14 protein-coding genes are annotated in these 15,866 nt (G+C 69.1%); 8 read left to right on the top strand and 6 right to left on the bottom strand.

The genetic code is table 11. The features are described 5' to 3' along the window. Positions 1-8 precede the first annotated feature (8 nt). Positions 9-386 carry a nuclear transport factor 2 family protein gene (locus DIE16_RS01075; protein WP_124519506.1) on the bottom strand — a complete coding sequence of 126 codons (378 nt, stop codon included), beginning with the start codon at positions 384-386 and terminating at the stop codon, positions 9-11. A gap of 404 nt (positions 387-790) precedes the next feature. On the opposite strand from DIE16_RS01075, the gene DIE16_RS01070 reads away from it, so the two are divergent. The 3 genes from DIE16_RS01070 to DIE16_RS01060 all read left to right on the top strand — a co-directional run bounded on the left by DIE16_RS01070 (position 791) and on the right by DIE16_RS01060 (position 3,476). Next, a complete protein-coding gene (locus tag DIE16_RS01070; RefSeq protein WP_124484892.1) occupies positions 791-1,675 on the top strand; it encodes a LysR substrate-binding domain-containing protein in 885 nt (294 codons plus the stop codon). Positions 1,676-1,839: 164 nt separating this feature from the next. Continuing rightward, positions 1,840-2,772 (top strand): AEC family transporter, encoded by a 933-nt coding sequence (locus tag DIE16_RS01065; protein WP_124891635.1) that lies wholly within the window; start codon positions 1,840-1,842, stop codon positions 2,770-2,772. A 329-nt stretch (positions 2,773-3,101) separates the two neighbouring features. Next, entirely contained in the window at positions 3,102-3,476 is a 375-nt protein-coding gene (locus DIE16_RS01060; protein ID WP_044843040.1) for a hypothetical protein, read from the top strand. 161 nt (positions 3,477-3,637) lie between these two features. Here the strand turns inward: DIE16_RS01060 and DIE16_RS01055 are convergent, their stop codons facing one another. Beyond that, positions 3,638-5,155, bottom strand: coding sequence for a CoA-acylating methylmalonate-semialdehyde dehydrogenase (locus tag DIE16_RS01055; protein WP_044843039.1), 1,518 nt, complete (start codon positions 5,153-5,155; stop codon positions 3,638-3,640). A gap of 49 nt (positions 5,156-5,204) precedes the next feature. Further along, positions 5,205-6,563: an aspartate aminotransferase family protein gene (locus DIE16_RS01050; RefSeq protein WP_124519508.1), complete on the bottom strand. Its 1,359-nt coding sequence runs from the start codon at positions 6,561-6,563 to the stop codon at positions 5,205-5,207. A gap of 105 nt (positions 6,564-6,668) precedes the next feature. Here DIE16_RS01050 and DIE16_RS01045 point away from each other — a divergent pair, with 105 nt between their 5' ends. Together DIE16_RS01045 and DIE16_RS01040 are read left to right on the top strand one after the other, a co-directional pair. Next, positions 6,669-7,634: a LysR family transcriptional regulator gene (locus DIE16_RS01045; protein WP_260426169.1), complete on the top strand. Its 966-nt coding sequence runs from the start codon at positions 6,669-6,671 to the stop codon at positions 7,632-7,634. Positions 7,635-7,739: 105 nt separating this feature from the next. Further along, positions 7,740-8,231, top strand: coding sequence for a 2,4'-dihydroxyacetophenone dioxygenase family protein (locus DIE16_RS01040; RefSeq protein WP_124519617.1), 492 nt, complete (start codon positions 7,740-7,742; stop codon positions 8,229-8,231). Positions 8,232-8,344: 113 nt separating this feature from the next. Here DIE16_RS01040 and DIE16_RS01035 read toward each other — a convergent pair whose 3' ends face one another. Both DIE16_RS01035 and DIE16_RS01030 read right to left on the bottom strand, forming a co-directional pair. Further along, positions 8,345-9,493 (bottom strand): epoxide hydrolase family protein, encoded by a 1,149-nt coding sequence (locus DIE16_RS01035; RefSeq protein WP_124519619.1) that lies wholly within the window; start codon positions 9,491-9,493, stop codon positions 8,345-8,347. Between the two features lie 76 nt (positions 9,494-9,569). Next, entirely contained in the window at positions 9,570-10,529 is a 960-nt protein-coding gene (locus DIE16_RS01030; RefSeq protein ID WP_124519621.1) for a GlxA family transcriptional regulator, read from the bottom strand. Between the two features lie 135 nt (positions 10,530-10,664). Between DIE16_RS01030 and DIE16_RS01025 the strand changes: the two genes are divergently transcribed. The 3 genes from DIE16_RS01025 to DIE16_RS01015 all read left to right on the top strand — a co-directional run bounded on the left by DIE16_RS01025 (position 10,665) and on the right by DIE16_RS01015 (position 14,426). After that, the gene (locus DIE16_RS01025) at positions 10,665-11,465 is read left to right on the top strand and encodes an SDR family oxidoreductase (RefSeq protein ID WP_124519623.1); all 801 of its coding nucleotides are present in this window, start codon (positions 10,665-10,667) and stop codon (positions 11,463-11,465) included. 11 nt (positions 11,466-11,476) lie between these two features. After that, positions 11,477-12,238, top strand: coding sequence for an SDR family oxidoreductase (locus tag DIE16_RS01020; RefSeq protein WP_124519625.1), 762 nt, complete (start codon positions 11,477-11,479; stop codon positions 12,236-12,238). Between the two features lie 397 nt (positions 12,239-12,635). After that, positions 12,636-14,426 (top strand): sensor domain-containing diguanylate cyclase, encoded by a 1,791-nt coding sequence (locus tag DIE16_RS01015; protein ID WP_124519627.1) that lies wholly within the window; start codon positions 12,636-12,638, stop codon positions 14,424-14,426. An 83-nt stretch (positions 14,427-14,509) separates the two neighbouring features. On the opposite strand, the gene DIE16_RS01010 is transcribed toward DIE16_RS01015, so the two are convergent. Beyond that, positions 14,510-15,865 (bottom strand): MFS transporter, encoded by a 1,356-nt coding sequence (locus DIE16_RS01010; protein WP_124519629.1) that lies wholly within the window; start codon positions 15,863-15,865, stop codon positions 14,510-14,512. Position 15,866: the final 1 nt, after the last annotated feature.

Below are 15,866 nucleotides of genomic sequence, written 5' to 3'. Positions count from 1 at the left end.
GTCGCGCGTCAACCGCCCGATTCGATGAACCCGCCATCGGGCGCCTGATGCGGCACGTACCAGCCGAAATACACCTCGGCCTCGACGATCCGGCCGTCGCGGACCCGCAACCGCTCCGCATTCCGGAACCGCCTGCCGGCGGTCGTCGCGGCTTCGTATACGACGAACACGTATTCGCCGTGCACGGTGACGTCGACGAACTCGAAACCGGCGAGCATCGCGCTGTTCGGCCAGCAGCGCGCGAGATACGCGTCGCGATCGAGCCGGTTGTCGAGCGGGCTCGTGAAATGGAAGTCCGGCGCGATCAGCGCTTCGATCGCATCGCGGTCCTTGTCGACATACGCGCGATAGCTGGCGCGCGCAACCTCACCGGGGTCCTCTGGCATCGTCATTACCTCCGCAAAGAGCCGGGGCGACGCGACGGCACGCGTCGCCCCGAGGTATCGATGAAACGCAGGCGGGCGGCACGCGCGAGCGCGGCCCATCCTGCGTTCACGGATGAGCGCGCCCGCCCGGCTCGATGCCATTCACGAAAACCCGCACCGGCCGGTCCGCATGCGACGCACCGCGCGTTCTGCCGCATTCTGCCGCGGGCAGCCGATGCCGCCGCTGCCGCGGTTGCCCGTTTCCGCACGCGCGGGCATGATGTCCGGCAGCGTGCCGGCCGCACCCATCCGCTTCGGCGGCCGTCGGCGGCGTCGGCGGCGCAATCGGCACGTCGCCCCTGCACCGCCTCCGGCATCATCGAGCAATCCGCGTGCCGGTCCCGGCCGCCCCTCTCATCGAGCCCATGTCACTACGCGCATTCAGAACCCTGGTCGCGATCGCCCGATACCGCACCTTCGCGCGCGCCGGCGAAGCGATCGGGCTCACGCAGTCCGCCGTGAGCCTGCAGGTCAAGACGCTCGAAAGCGAATACGACGTCCGGCTGTTCGACCGTTCGCGCCGCCAGCCGGTACTCACCGAAGCCGGCAAGATCCTCGTCGCGCAGGCCGAGCAGGTGCTCGCGATGGTCGACCGGATTCCCGATGCGCTCAGCGACGAGAAGAAGCTCGTCGGCCGTCTGCGAATCGGCGCAATCCATACCGCGCTGTCCGGCCCGCTGCCCGATGCGCTGCTCGCGCTGCGCGATGCGCACCCGTCGTTGCGCGTGCACGTATCGGCCGGCATGTCGGCCGAACTGGCGAACCGCGTCGCGGCCGGCGAACTCGACGCGGCGATCACGACGCGCCCGGTGCGCCCGCATCCGGCGGAACTGACGTGGACCACGCTGTACGAAGACCGCTTCTGGCTGCTCGCGCCGCCGCACTACGCGGAGCGCGACGCGGGCACGCTGCTCGAGGCGCTGCCGTTCATCCGCTTCGACGCGCAGGCGTGGGCCGGCCGGATGATCGCCGCCGAGCTGCGCCGCATCGGCGTGCGCGTGCGCGAGGAGATGGTGCTCGACAGCGCGGAGACGATCGCGCGGATGGTGGCGCGCGGGCTCGGCGCGGCGATCGTCGCGCTCCCCGACGCGACGCTCGCGCGGCTGCCGCCCGTCACGCGCTTGCCGTTCGGCCAGCCGCAGATGGGCCGCGCGGTCGTGCTGCTCGAACACCAGTCGCGTCCGGCCGAGCGTTTCGCACGTGCGCTGGCCGCCGAAGTCAGCGCATCATCGATGAGAATTTCTCATTGAACACCCGATAATTCACCATTATTCCTGCTGCTTGCGCGTGTTAACTTGGCGGCATCGTCACTCTTTCGATTGCGTGCCGCCATGTTGCCCGCCGGATGGATTCCCGCTTCGTTCCGCCGCGCCGCCCGCCGGCCGTTCGGCCCGCGTCGCCTGAAGGCGCGTCGATGATCGGCCCGATCGTGCTCGCGCTCGCGCCGGTCGCGCTGCTGGTCGCGCTCGGCCACGGCCTGCGGCGCACGGGCTTCATCGCCGATGCGTTCTGGCCGCACGCCGAGCGGCTTTGCTATTACGTGCTGCTGCCCGCGCTGTTCGCGCACGGTCTCGCGACTGCGCGGCTGCAAGCGCTGCCCGTCTTGCCGCTCGCGGCGGCGCTGGTCGGCTCGACCGTGCTCGTCGCGGCGCTGCTTCTGCTGGTCCGCCGGTTCGTGCAGGTCGACGGCGCCGGGTTCACGTCGGTGTTCCAGGGCGCGGTGCGCTTCAACAACTATGTCGGCACCGCCCTCGCCGCCGGACTGTTCGGCGCGCACGGCATCGCGCTCGCGGCCGTATGCGTCGCGGCGATCGTGCCGACCGTGAACCTGATGTGCGTGCTGGTGTTCGCGCGCTACGGCGACACGCGGCTCGGCGCGTGGGCGCTCGTGCGCCAGATCCTGTCGAATCCGCTCGTCGTCGGGTGCGCGCTGGGGATCGCGATGCAGGCCGCCGGCCTCGCGTTTCCGGCCTCCGTCGAACCGGCCGTGCGCGCGCTCGGCGCCGCATCGATGCCGCTCGGCCTGCTGTGCGTGGGCGCGGCACTGAAGTTCGACGCGGCGCGCGGATGGATGCAGCCGATGTGCATCGCGTCGGCGTTCAAGTTCATGGCGATGCCGCTCGCCACGCTCGCCGCCGGCTGCCTGTTCGGGCTCGGCGATGCCGCGCTGACCATCGCGCTGCTGTTCCAGGCGCTGCCGACTTCGTCCTCGTCGTACATCATGGCGCGCCAGCTCGGCGGCGACGCGCCGCTGATGGCCGGCATCACCGCGTTCCAGACGATCGCCGCCGCGCTCGCGATGCCGGCCGTGCTGACGGCGCTCGCGTCGGCGCCGGTGTTTCGCTGACGGCGTGGCACCGTTGCCGAACGCAACGAGGCAGCACATGCGGTGCCTCGTTGCGCTGCTGCGGGGACGGATAGCAAATACCGCTGCGCGCGCACGACCGCCGCGACGTTGCGCGACGCCTACGCGCCGCCGATGCGCCCCCGGTTCTTCTCGCAGCCCCGCGAAAAACCGCCTATGGTGAATGAAGCGGGTCCGTTCGGCCGTCATTCGACTTCGCGTCGCTCGCACCGGCGGCCACGGCGCCGCGTTCCGGCACCATTCCCCGCGCTCGCGCGCACGCCCGGCCGTGCGCGCGAGCGCGCCGCCCACCGGACTACAAGGAGGTAATCATGAAAGCCGTGCTGCTCGTCAGCTCCGCCCTGCTCGCCATGGCGTCCGTTTCGGCCTCGGCTCAAGGCTCGATCACCAAGGTCGAAAACGGCGCGCTCGTCGCCGCGAACGGAATGACCGTCTACACCTTCGACCAGGACAAGCCCAACGCCGGCACCAGCGCATGCAAGGGCCAATGCGAGTCCTTCTGGCCGCCGTACAAGGCCAGCGCGACCGACGTTCCGGTCGGCCCCTATACGATCGTCAAGCGCGACGACGGCAGCCCGCAATGGGCCTACAAGGGCAAGCCGCTGTACTTCTTCGCGAAGGACATGAAACAGGGCGACCGCAACGGCGACAACTTCAAGAACATGTGGCACGTGGTCGCGCCGTAAGCATTCTTTCCCCGTCTTCAGCGTCGGCACGACCGCCGTACATGTAAAAAGGCCCGCCCCGATCGTCGACCGGGGCGGGCTCGTGCGTCCTTGCGCGGGCCGCGTGGCGACACACGCCGAGCGGCGCGCGTCGCGTTGCGGCCGGATCGTGCGTCAGCGCGTCAGCGGTTCGACGGGAAGCTGAACACCGTCCCTTCGCGCACGCCGGCCGACGGCCAGCGCTGCGTGATCGTCTTGCGCTTCGTATAGAACCGCACCGCATCCGGGCCGTACGCGTGGAGATCACCGAACAGCGAGCGCTTCCAGCCGCCGAACGAGTGGTACGCGACCGGCACCGGCAGCGGCACGTTGATGCCGACCATGCCGATCTGGATGTTGTCGCTGAAGTAGCGCGCCGCTTCGCCGTCACGCGTGAACAGGCACGTGCCGTTGCCGTATTCGTGCGCGTCGATCAGCGCCATCGCCTCGTCGAGCGACTTCAGGCGGATCACGCCGAGCACCGGCCCGAAGATCTCGTGCTGATAGATCGGCATGCCGGGCTTCACGTTGTCGAACAGGCACGGGCCCAGGTAGTAGCCGCCGTCGTGGCCGTCGACCTTCACGCTGCGGCCGTCGACGACGAGCGTCGCGCCGGCCGCCACGCCCGCCTCGACGAAGCCCGTCACCTTCTCGAAATGCTGCTGCGTGACGAGCGGCCCCATGTCGACGCCGGCCCCGTTGCCCGGGCCGACCTTCATCTTCGCGATCTCGGCCCGCAGGCCTTCGACCACCTTGTCACCCGTTTCCTCGCCGATCGCGACCACCAGCGGAATCGCCATGCAGCGCTCGCCGCACGAGCCGTACGCGGCGCCCATCAGCGCGTTCACCGCGTTGCCGATGTCGGCGTCGGGCATCACGACCGCGAAGTTCTTCGCGCCGCCGAGCGCCTGCACGCGCTTGCCGTGCGCGCAGCCGGTCGAGTAGATGTATTCGGCGATCGGCGTCGAGCCGACGAAGCTCACCGCCTTCACGCGCGGGTCGGTCAGGAGCGTGTCGACGGCTTCCTTGTCGCCGTTCACGACGTTCAGCACGCCCGGCGGCAGGCCGGCCTCGAGCGCGAGCTCGGCCATGCGCAGCGTCGACGACGGCGTGCGCTCGGACGGCTTCAGCACGAACGTGTTGCCGCACGCGACGGCCATCGGCCACATCCACAGCGGCACCATCACCGGGAAGTTGAACGGCGTGATGCCGGCGGCCACGCCGAGCGCCTGGAATTCGCTCCACGAATCGATCGCGGGGCCGACGTTCTTGCTGTGCTCGCCCTTCAGCAGCTCGGGCACGTAGGACGCGTATTCGACGTTCTCGATCCCGCGCTGCAGTTCGCCCATCGCGTCGGCGAGCACCTTGCCGTGCTCGGCGGTAATCAGCGCGCACAGTTCGTCCGCATGCTCCTCGAGCAGCGTCTTGAAGCGGCTCATCACGCGGGCGCGCTTCAGCGGCGGCGTATTGCGCCATGCCGGGAACGCGGCCTGCGCGGACGCGATCGCGGCTTCGACGGTCAGCTTGTCGGCGAGCGCGACGCTCTTGTGCGATTCGCCGGTGGCCGGGTCGAACACCGGCTGGACGCGGCTGCCGCCGTCGACGCGCTTGCCGTCGATCAGGTGGCCGAGGGTGGAGGTCACATTGCTGTCGTGTTTCATCGTTCAGGCTCTTTCGTGAATTCGGTTGTCGCGGGAAAAGGGCCGCGGCTCAGTCCACTTCGTTCAGCGCGTCGGACAGCGCGTTCACGAGGTTGTCGATCTCGCGCTTCTCGGCGATGAACGGCGGCGCGAGCTGGATCGTGTCGCCGCCGTAACGCACGTAGAAGCCCTTCGCCCAGCAGCGCATCGCGATCTCGTACGGGCGCCGTGCCGGCTCGCCCGGCAGCGCCGCGATCGTCAGGCCGGCCGCCAGCCCGTAGTTGCGGATGTCGGTGATATGGCGCTGGCCCTTCAGCCCGTGCACGGCCGCCTCGAAATGCGGCGCGAGATCGCGCACGCGGGCCACCGCGTCTTCCTTCACGAGCAGGTCGAGCGCCGCGACGCCGGCCGCGCACGCGACCGGGTGCGCCGAATACGTGTAGCCGTGCGGGAACTCGAGCATGTACTCGGGGCCGCCCGCGGCCATGAACGTGTCGTAGATTTCCTTCGTCGCGATCACGCCGCCGAGCGGCTGCACGCCGTTCGTCACCTGTTTCGCGAAATTCATGATGTCCGGCACCACGCCGAACGCGTCGGCGCCCGTCATCGCGCCGGCACGGCCGAAGCCCGTGATGACTTCGTCGAAGATCAGCAGGATGTCGTGCGCGGTACAGATGTCGCGCAGGCGCTTCAGATAGCCCTTCGGCGGGATCACCACGCCCGCCGAGCCGGAGAACGGCTCGACGATCACGGCCGCGATGTTCGACGCGTCGTGCAGCGTGATCAGGTCGAGCAGGCGGTCGGCCAGGTCGGCGCCGTTATCCGGCATCCCGCGCGAGAACCGGTTTTCCGCGAGCTGCGTGTGCGGCAGGAAATCGGCGTCGATGCCCTGGCCGAACAGCTTGCGGTTCGCGCCGATCCCGCCGACCGAGATGCCGCCGAAGTTCACGCCGTGATAGCCCTTCTCGCGGCCGATCAGGCGCGTCTTCGTGCCCTTGCCCTTGGCGCGCCAGTACGCGCGGGCCATTTTCAGCGACGTGTCGGCCGCTTCCGAGCCCGAGCCGGTGAAGAACACGTAGTCGAGGCCGGCCGGCGTCAGGTCCTTGATCTTGTTCGCGAGCTCGAACGACTTCGGATGACCGAACTGGAACGCCGGCGCGTAGTCAAGCTGCGCGACCTGGCGGCTCACGGCTTCCGTGATTTCCGTGCGGCCGTGACCGAGGCCCGTGCACCACAGGCCCGACAGGCCGTCGAAGATCTTGCGGCCTTCGCCATCCGTGTAATACGCGTCCTTCGCCGACACGATCATGCGCGGATCGGACTTGAACTGGCGGTTCGCCGTGAACGGCATCCAGTGGGCGTCGAGCCACGCGGCGTCGGTGCGGAGGTTCGTCTCTTCCTGCTGCTTGGCGATGGTCGTATCGGTCATGTCGGTCGGCGCGGCGCGCCCCTCCTTCTTGTGTTGATGTTGCGCATTGTCGGGACGACAATTAGTCTCTTCAATATCGCAATATCAATGTTCACTTGCTCGTCTATGCAAGCAAAGAAACCGAAGAGCCGCGCGCTGCTCGGGCAGCTCAGCGACATGGATCTGCGGCTGCTGCGGGTCTTCAAGGGCGTCGTGCAGTGCGGCGGGATGGCGGCGGCCGAACTCGAGCTGAATATCGGCATCTCGACGATCAGCCGGCACGTGAAGGATCTGGAAACGCGCCTCGGCCTCGTGCTGTGCCGACGCGGCCGCGCCGGCTTCACGCTAACCGCCGAGGGGCAGACGGTGTACGAGGAAACCCTGCGCCTGCTCGCGTCGATGGAGGCATTTCGCAGCAGGATCGACGGCATTCACGACAAGATGGGCGGAGAACTGCACGTCGCCGTGTTCGATAAGACCGCCACCAACCCGCAGGCGCGGCTCGGCGACGCGATCCGCCAGTTCGCGGACGAGGCGCCCGACGTCGCGCTGAACCTGCACGTCGCGTCGATCAACGAGGTCGAGCGCGGGATCATCGACGGCAGTTATCAGGTCGGCATCATCCCCGCGCACCGCAGCTCGGGCAGCCTCGTGTATTCGGAACTGTTCGACGAGCGGATGCTGCTGTACTGCGGCCGCCAGCACCCGCTGTTCGACGCGCCGCACGGCAAGCTCACGTGGACGACGATCCGCAATCATGCGTTCGCCGGGCTCGGCTTCCATTCGCCGAACATGGAACTGAGCCATCGCGCGAAGCTCACGCGCAGCGCGACGGCGTCGGACCAGGAATCGATCGCGACGCTGATCCTGTCCGGCCGCTATCTCGGCTTCCTGCCCGACCATTACGCGGAGAGCTTCGAAAACAAGGGGCTGATGCAGCCGATCGCGCCGCACCGCTTCAACTACCGGTGCCGGTTCGTGAGCCTGCTGCGGCGCTCGCCGCGGCCGTCGCGGGCGGCGCTGCTGTTCCAGTCGTGCCTGGAAGCCGCGCATGCGGCGCCGCAGCCGGGCGACGACAGCGCCGCCGCGTAGCCCGGTTCAGGCTTCGCCCGCGCTGGCGTCGGGCCGCGGCCGTGGCTGCCGCCCGCTCGCGCTCTGCGATAATGCCCACTTCCCCGTTTCCGCTCTCCCTCCGCCATGACGCAGCCGTCCGCCCCGCTCTCCACCGACCTGCCGCCGATTTCGTGCCTGCCCGGCGACGCGCTGCCGTGGCTGCCGATGAGCGCCGACCTGCCGGGGCTCGCAATCAAGTATCTGCATATCAATGCGGCGGAAGACACGCTGACCGCGCTGCTGAAGATGCCGGCCGGCGGCACGCTGCCGCGCCATCGCCACGACGGCGAGGTGTTCGTCCATACGCTGCAGGGTGCGTGGCGCTACCGCGAGTACGAATGGGTCGCGCAGGCCGGCTCGACGGTGCTCGAACCGGCCGGGTCGGTGCACACGCCGGAAACGCTCGGCGCGCCCGGCGACGACGTGATCACGCTCAACGTGATGCGCGGCGACCTGGTGCTGCTCGACGACGACGGCCGCGAGACCGCGCGCGAGAATTGCCGCGTCGCGCTGCTGCGCCAGCGCAAGCATGCGCGTACCGCGCCGCACGATGCTACGCCGTTTGTAACACGATAGGTCATGCGATAAGACGGGCGGGATCGTCGCGTCACGATCCGCACGGTGCCGGCGCTCGCCAGCGCGCGAATGGCCGCCGGCGCACTTCGCCAGCGATGCCGCCTCCCGGCGCCTTACCGAAAACGCCGGAAAAATCGGCGAATATCGCCGGCCAGCAGGTCCGGTTCTTCCATCGCGGCAAAATGCCCGCCGCTCGGCATGTCGGCCCACTGCACGACGTCGAACACCCGTTCGAGCCAGCTGCGCGGCGGGCGGCTGATCTCCTTCGGAAAGCGCGCGAACGCGACGGGCACCGCCACGCGTTCCCCGGCCGCGAAGCGCATCGGCTGCAGCCGGTTTTCCCAATACATCTGCATTGCCGAGCCGATGCTGCCGGTAAACCAGTAGAGCGAGATGCCGGTCAGCAGCGTGTCGTGCGAAAACCGCCGCGCGACGTCGCCGCCGCAATCGCTCCACGCGCGGAATTTCTCGGCGATCCACGCGGCCAGCCCGGCCGGCGAGTCGTTGAGCGCGACGGCCAGCGTCTGCGGCTTCGTCATGTGCACATGCGCGTATCCGCCCTCCAGCGCGGCCCACTCTCCGCGCTGCGTCACGAAGGCCCGTTCGTCCTCGGTGAGCGGCGAAGCCGCGTCGGCCGGAGGCTCGTAGCTGCCGGGCAGGTAGTTCAGATGAATGCCGTCCACCACGCCGGGATGTCGCGCGCCGAGCGCAATCGACACGCCTGCGCCGAGATCGCCGCCTTGCGCGCCGAAGCGGCGATATCCGAGCCCGGACATCAACGCCGCCCAACTGTCGGCGACCTGAAATGCCGACATGCCGGGCGCCGCGGGCGCGGGCGAGAACGCGAAGCCCGGAAGCGACGGCGCGACGACGTCGAACGCGTCGTGCGGATCGCCGCCGAACGCGGCCGGATCGCACAGGCGATCGATCAGCGCGTCGAACTCGAATACGGAGCCCGGCCAGCCGTGCGTGATGACGAGCGGATACGGCTTCGGCCCCGCCCCGCGCCGATGGATGAAATGCACGCGTTGCCCGTCTGCGTCCGCGACGAACTGCGGCAGCCTGTTCAGCGCGCGCTCCGCCGCACGCCAGTCGAAGCGCTCGGCCCAGTACGCAACCAGTTCGCGCAGCCACGCGCCATCCACACCCTGCTGCCACGGGTCGGCGGGCGTCAGCAGCGGTGCGCGCATGTCGCGCAGGCGCCGACGCAGGTCATCGAGCGCGCGATCGGGAATCGCAATGTTGAACGGGGCGGCGTGCATGGTGTCTCCTCGCGAGGAATGCGGGAGATTCTGCGCGATTTCCCGGACACGCGCTGGCGGCTCGCGCCCGCGAACGTCAGGCCGTTTCGCGCTCGTCTGCCCGCGCGTCGCGCCGCACCGCCTGCGGCGGCACGCCGAAACCGCGCACGAACGCGTCGCGCAGGTGGCGCCGGTCGCGAAAACCGTTCTCCTTCGCGATCACGTCGAGCGAGTGCCGGCTCTGCTCGATCATCAGCCGCGCGGCCTCGAGACGCAGCCGCTCGATCGCCTTCGCCGGCGACTGCCCGGTTTCCAGCGTGAACACGCGGCTGAACTGGCGCGGACTCAGGTGGACGGCGTCAGCCAGCTCCTCGACGGTCAGCGCGCGGCCGAGGTTCTGCCGCGCGTAGTTCAGCGCGTTCTGGATCCGGTCCGATTTCGGCGCGAGCTCCAGCATTTCGGAATGCTGCGACTGCCCGCCCGAGCGGCGCTGGTGCATCACGAGCTTGCGCGCGACCGAGCGCGCGGCGTCCGCGCCGAGATCCTTCTCCACCATCGCGAGCGTCAGGTCGAGGCCGGCCGTCATCCCGGCCGACGTCCAGATCGGGCCGTCGACGATGTAGATCCGGTCCTCCTCGACACGAATGTCCGGAAAGTGCTTCTGCATCTCGCGGCCGTACGCCCAGTGCGTCGTCGCGCGGCGCTGCGCGAGCAGCCCGGCCTCGGCGAGCACGAACGCGCCCGTGCAGATGCCGGCGACCCGCCGCGCGCGCGCGGTCGCGCGCCGCAGGAACGCGACGACGCCGGCCGGCGCCGGCGATGCGAGCGGATCGTTGACGCCCGCGACGATCCACGTATCGACGTCGACCCGGCCGCTGAGCGCGCGCGTCGCGACCGACAACCCGAGCGACGAGCGCACGTCGCCACCCTCGACGGAATAGTTGTCCATCACGTAGAACGGTTCGCCCGCGGCCAGGTTCGCGTACTCGAACACCGACTGCGTGGCGAGCGCCATGATCTGGAAGCCGTCGCTGATCAGAAAGCCGATGCGGTGCATGCGTGTCTCCGGTGGCGGGCGGCACGATCGGCACCCGATGTCCTGAATCATACCCATCTACGTCATTTGTGTCGCGGCGATTCGAGGCCAGAATGCCTTCACGCACTCACCCTTTCCTCGACACGGAGCGACATCATGACTGAAGCACATCGCGGTACCGCCGTCATCACCGGCGCATCGTCCGGCATCGGCGCGATCTATGCGGACCGCCTCGCGCGCCGCGGCTACGACCTGATCCTCGTCGCGCGCAACCGCGACCGGCTGGCCGCGCTCGCCGAGCGCATCACGAACGAAACGCAGCGCAGCGTCGAGATCGTCGGCGCCGACCTCAACGACCGCGCGGCGCTCGCCGCCGTCGAAGCGAAGCTGAAGCAGGACGCGAGCATCACGCTGCTCGTCAACAACGCGGGCGTCGGCACGCACACGCCGCTGCTCGACAGCGACGTCGACGCGATGACGCGGCTGCTCGACCTGAACGTGACCGCGCTCACGCGCCTGACCTATGCAGCCGTGCCCGGCTTCGTCGCGCGCGGCCGCGGTGCCGTGATCAACATCTCGTCGATCGTCGCGCTGTCGCCGGAAACGCTCAATGGCGTCTATGGCGGCAGCAAGGCATTCGTGCTCGCGTTCAGCCAGTCGCTGCATCACGAACTCGCGGACCACGGCGTGCAGGTGCAGGCCGTGCTGCCCGGCGCGACGGCCACCGACTTCTGGCAGACCGGCGGCCTGCCGATCGAACACCTGCCGAAGGAGATCGTGATGTCGGCGTCCGACCTGGTCGACGCGGCGCTGGTCGGCTTCGACCGCCGCGAGCTCGTGACGATTCCGTCGCTGCACGCGGCCGACGAATGGGATGCGTTCGAGGCCGCGCGCCGCACGATGGCGCCGCATCTGTCGACCGATTCGCCGGCGCCGCGCTATGCGGCCGCCCGCTGAGGCGCATCGTCATGAAACTCGACGGCAACACCATCCTCATCACCGGCGGCACGTCCGGGATCGGCCGTGCGCTGGCGATCGCGCTCGACGAGCTGGGCAACAAGGTCGTCGTCGCCGGCCGGCGCACGAAGCTGCTCGACGAGATCGCGCGGCAGTATCCGAACATCGACACGATCGAGCTCGACGTCGGCGATGCCGCGCAGATCCGCGCGGTCGCGGCGCGGTTGATCGACCGCTACCCGGCGCTGAACGTCGTGATCAACAACGCGGGCATCATGCCGTTCGACGATGCGGCCGGGCCGCTCGACGACGAACAGGCCGTGCGCCTCGTCGAGACGAACCTGCTCGGCCCCGTGCGCGTCAGCGCGGCGTTCGTCGAACACCTGAAGCGGCAGCCGGACGCGACGATCATCAACAACAGCTCGGTGCTCGCGTACGTGCCGCTCGCGTCGGCCGCGCTGTATTCGGCGACGAAGGCCGCGATCCATTCGTACACGCTGTCGCAGCGTTTCATGCTGCGCGACACGAGCGTGCGCGTGCTGGAAATCGCGCCACCGTGGGTCGACACCGATCTCGTGCACAAGAGCGGCGATCCGCGCGCGATGCCGGTCGATGCGTTCGTCGCCGAGACGCTGGCGCTCCTCGAGACCGCCACCACCGAAGTCGTCGTCGAAGCGGCGAAGCCGTTGCGCGACAATGCCGGGCCGAACGAGCACGCGTTCGTCGACGAGTTCAACCGCTTCGTTGTCGACAACCCGATTCCCGTCGCGTGACGTCGCGCAGCGCAATCCTGCGCACGCATTGATCTGCCGAAAGGCGCCGGCTTCCGCACGATCGGACTGCGAAGCCGGCGCTTGCCGGTTTGCCCGCGCATTCATTCAGGACCTGAAGCGGCCCTTCTCTGCGCTGCTTCTCTGCGCTGCTTCTCTGCGCTGCTTCTCTGCGCTGCTTCTCTGCGCTGCTTCTCTACGCTGCTTCTCTACGCTGCTTCTCTACGCTGCTTCTCTACGCTGCTTCTCTGCGACCCGAACTCGCCGCCCACCCACCCGGTTTCGCCCTTGCTTGCCACGCATTCCTCGCGACGATAAGCTCTACGATCTCAGCCTCCGAAGCAGCGCCCTCCGGCATTCGTCCGATCATCGGCGCAATCGACCGTCGCGGATTTCGACCATGCGGTTCCGTATGTTCACCACCGGGACCGGCGACACGCCCGGCTCCTGTCGCGCTCCCGCCGACGATCGACCGGCGCTTGCGCCGTTGCCCGAACTCGACACCGTGTGCCGTCTCGCCCGCGCGCATTTCGGCACGGCGGGTGCGTTCATCGCGTCCGCCGAAGCCGGCGTGCAGCGCGTGGCGGCGTCCGACGGCACGCTGCCCGCCACGCTTCCTGCCATGCGTTTCCCGTCGCGTGCCGAGCCCGCTCCGGCGGCCGGCCGACGCTTCATCACGCCCGCCGGGGGCGACCTCCCGAATGACGCGCCGCACGTCGTCGCGGCCTGCGAGCTGGTCGCGCCCGACGGCAGCGCGCTGGGCGCACTATGCGTCGCCGGCAGCACCGGCCTGACGCTCGACGCCGCGCAGCGCGCTTTCCTGCACGACCTGGCGACACTGGCGGAACGCGCGATCGGCCGCGCGAACGCGCAAGCCGCGCTGCGCGAACGGCTCGGCGTCGTCGAGGAACACAGCGCGCTGACCACGCTGGCGCTGAACGAAAGCGGCACCGGCGTGTGGGATCGCAACGTCGAAACCGGCGAGATCCATTACTCGGCAGCCTGGAAGGCGCTGCTCGGATATGCGCCCGATGAACTGACGAGCCGGATCGAGGATGCATACGAACGGCTGCACCCGGACGACGTCGCCGGCGTGAAAGCCGCGATGCTCGCGCACTTCGAAAGCCGGACCGACAGCTATGCGGTCGAACACCGCATCCGCTGCAAGAACGGCACGTACAAATGGATCTGCAGCCGCGGCAAGGTCATCGCCCGCGACAACCACGGGCGCGCGCTGCGCATGGTCGGCACGACCACGGACATCACCGCGCTGCGCGAACTCGCCGGCCGGTTGAGCGACTCCGTCACGCTCGTGACGAGCCTGACCGACCAGGTGCCGGGCCTCGTGTTCCAGCTGCGGCAGACCGCCGACGGCCGCCGGTTCTTTTCGTACGCGAGCGCGGGCGCACGCGACATCTACGAACTGACGCCCGAGCAGATCGCCCGCGACGCGGATGCGGTCGAAACCCGGATTCATCCTGCCGACCTGGTTGCCTACCGTCAGTCGCTGCGAGTGTCGGCGGAGCGCCTGGCGCCGTGGCGGCTCGAATACCGCGTGCTGCTGCCGGACCAGGGAATGCGCTGGCGCGAAGGCGACGCGCGCCCGCAACGCACGCCGGACGGCGGCACGGTCTGGCATGGCTTCATCACGGATGCGACCGAGCGCAAGCACATCGAGACCGAACTGCACCGGATGGCGACGACCGATCACCTGACCCAGCTGTCCAACCGCCACGCGTTCATGCGGCATAGCGAAGCCGCGTTGCGCGGCGTGCGCGCGACCGGCCAGGACGCCGCGGTGCTGATGCTCGACCTCGATCACTTCAAGGCGCTGAACGACCGCTGGGGCCATCCGCTCGGCGATCGCGCGCTCCGGCATTTCGCGCGGCTGCTGCTCGCGGAGATCGGGACGGACGGCATCGTCGGGCGCATCGGCGGCGAGGAATTCGCGATCGTGCTGCCGCACACCGGGATCGACGCGGCGTGCGCGCTCGCACTGCGCGTGCAGCAGCGCGTGGCCGATTCGCGGCTCGTGCACGAGGATCAGCCGCTCGTGCTGACCGTCAGCATCGGCATCGACGCGATGCGGACGTCCGACTTCGGCGCGTACCAGGCGCTGTCGCGGGCCGACAAGGCGCTGTATGTCGCGAAGGAGCGCGGCCGCAACCGGATCGAGGTGTATCGGGCCTAGCGCGCGTTCCCGCCGACGACGGGCTTGCGCCCGTCCTGGCCGCCCACCCCGTCGTACGCGCGCCGCGCCGACACATCACGCGATCAACGCGACACGGGCGCCGCGTCGCGCGAGGTCGCGCGCACACCGAGCAGCATCGCGACCGCGCACGCGGCCAGCAATCCCGCGATCATCAGCATCGCCGCATCCATGCTGCCGGTACGGGTGCGGATCACCCCGACGATCCACGGCGTGATCATCCCGCTCGATACGCCGATGCTGCTGATCAGCGCGATCCCGCCCGCCGCGCCGGCGCCCGAGAAATACGCGGACGGCACGGCCCAGAACACCGGGTGCGCGGCGAAGATCAGCATCGCCGCGATCGACAGCAGCGCCATCATCGCGACGATGCTCGGCAAGTGCAGCGTCAGCAACGCGAGCGCCACCGCGCCGCCGAATGCGCACGCGGCGAAGTGCCGGCGACGCTCGCGCTTGCGGTCGGAGCGCCGTGCGATCGCGATCAGGCCGGCCGCGCCGATCGCGTTCGGCACGATCGACAGCAGGCTGATGTGCACGACGTCGTGAATGCCGAATTCGCGAATCATCAGCGGCATCCAGAACAGCAGCATCAACAGCGCCGTCGTCAGCGAAAAATAGATGAATGCGAACAGCCAGGTGCGCGGCGCGGCGAGCACCTGCCGCAGCGACGACGCCGCATGCGCGGGCGCCTCCGCCCGGTCGGCGGCCAGGTCGGCCGCGAGCCGCTGGCGGTCGTCGTCGGACAGCCAGCGCGCCTGTTCGGGGCGGTCGCACAGCCAGAACCACGCGATCACGCCGAGCAGGATCGCGGGCGCGCCCTCGATCGCGAACATCCACTGCCAGCCGTGCAGCCCGAGCACGCCCGACATCGCGCGCATCAGCCAGCCCGACAGCAGCCCGCCGACCATCCCGGCCACCGCGACGCCCGCATAGAAGATCGACAGCACCGACGCGCGCCGGCGCGCCGGATACCAGTAGGTCAGGTAGAACACGACGCCCGGGAAGAAGCCGGCCTCGAACAGCCCGAGCAGGAAGCGCAGCACGTAGAAGTGCTTCGCGCTGTCGACCGTGATCATCGCAACCGACACCGCGCCCCACAGGACCATGATCCGCGCGAACGTGCGGCGCGCGCCGAAGCGGCGCAGCAGCGCGTTGCTCGGCACCTCGAACAGCACGTAGCCGACGAAGAACAGCACCGCGCCGAGGCTGTACATCGCATCGGTCAGGCCGAGATCCTGCCGCATCTGCAGCTGCGCGAAGCCGATGTTGCTGCGGTCGAGGATCGACACGATGTAGCAGATGAACAGGAACGGCACGATCCGCGCGCCGATACGGCGGTACAGCGCGTCGTGGTCCGACGCCGGCGCACGGGAACCGGACGCAACCGCCGGCCCGGCGTCCGCTTGAAGGGGGGCTGACATC

It is taken from the genome of Burkholderia sp. Bp9090, from assembly GCF_003857985.1.
Lineage (GTDB): Bacteria > Pseudomonadota > Gammaproteobacteria > Burkholderiales > Burkholderiaceae > Burkholderia.
The sequence above is the reverse complement of the archived record's forward strand: the minus strand, read 5'-3'. Positions and strand labels throughout refer to the sequence as shown.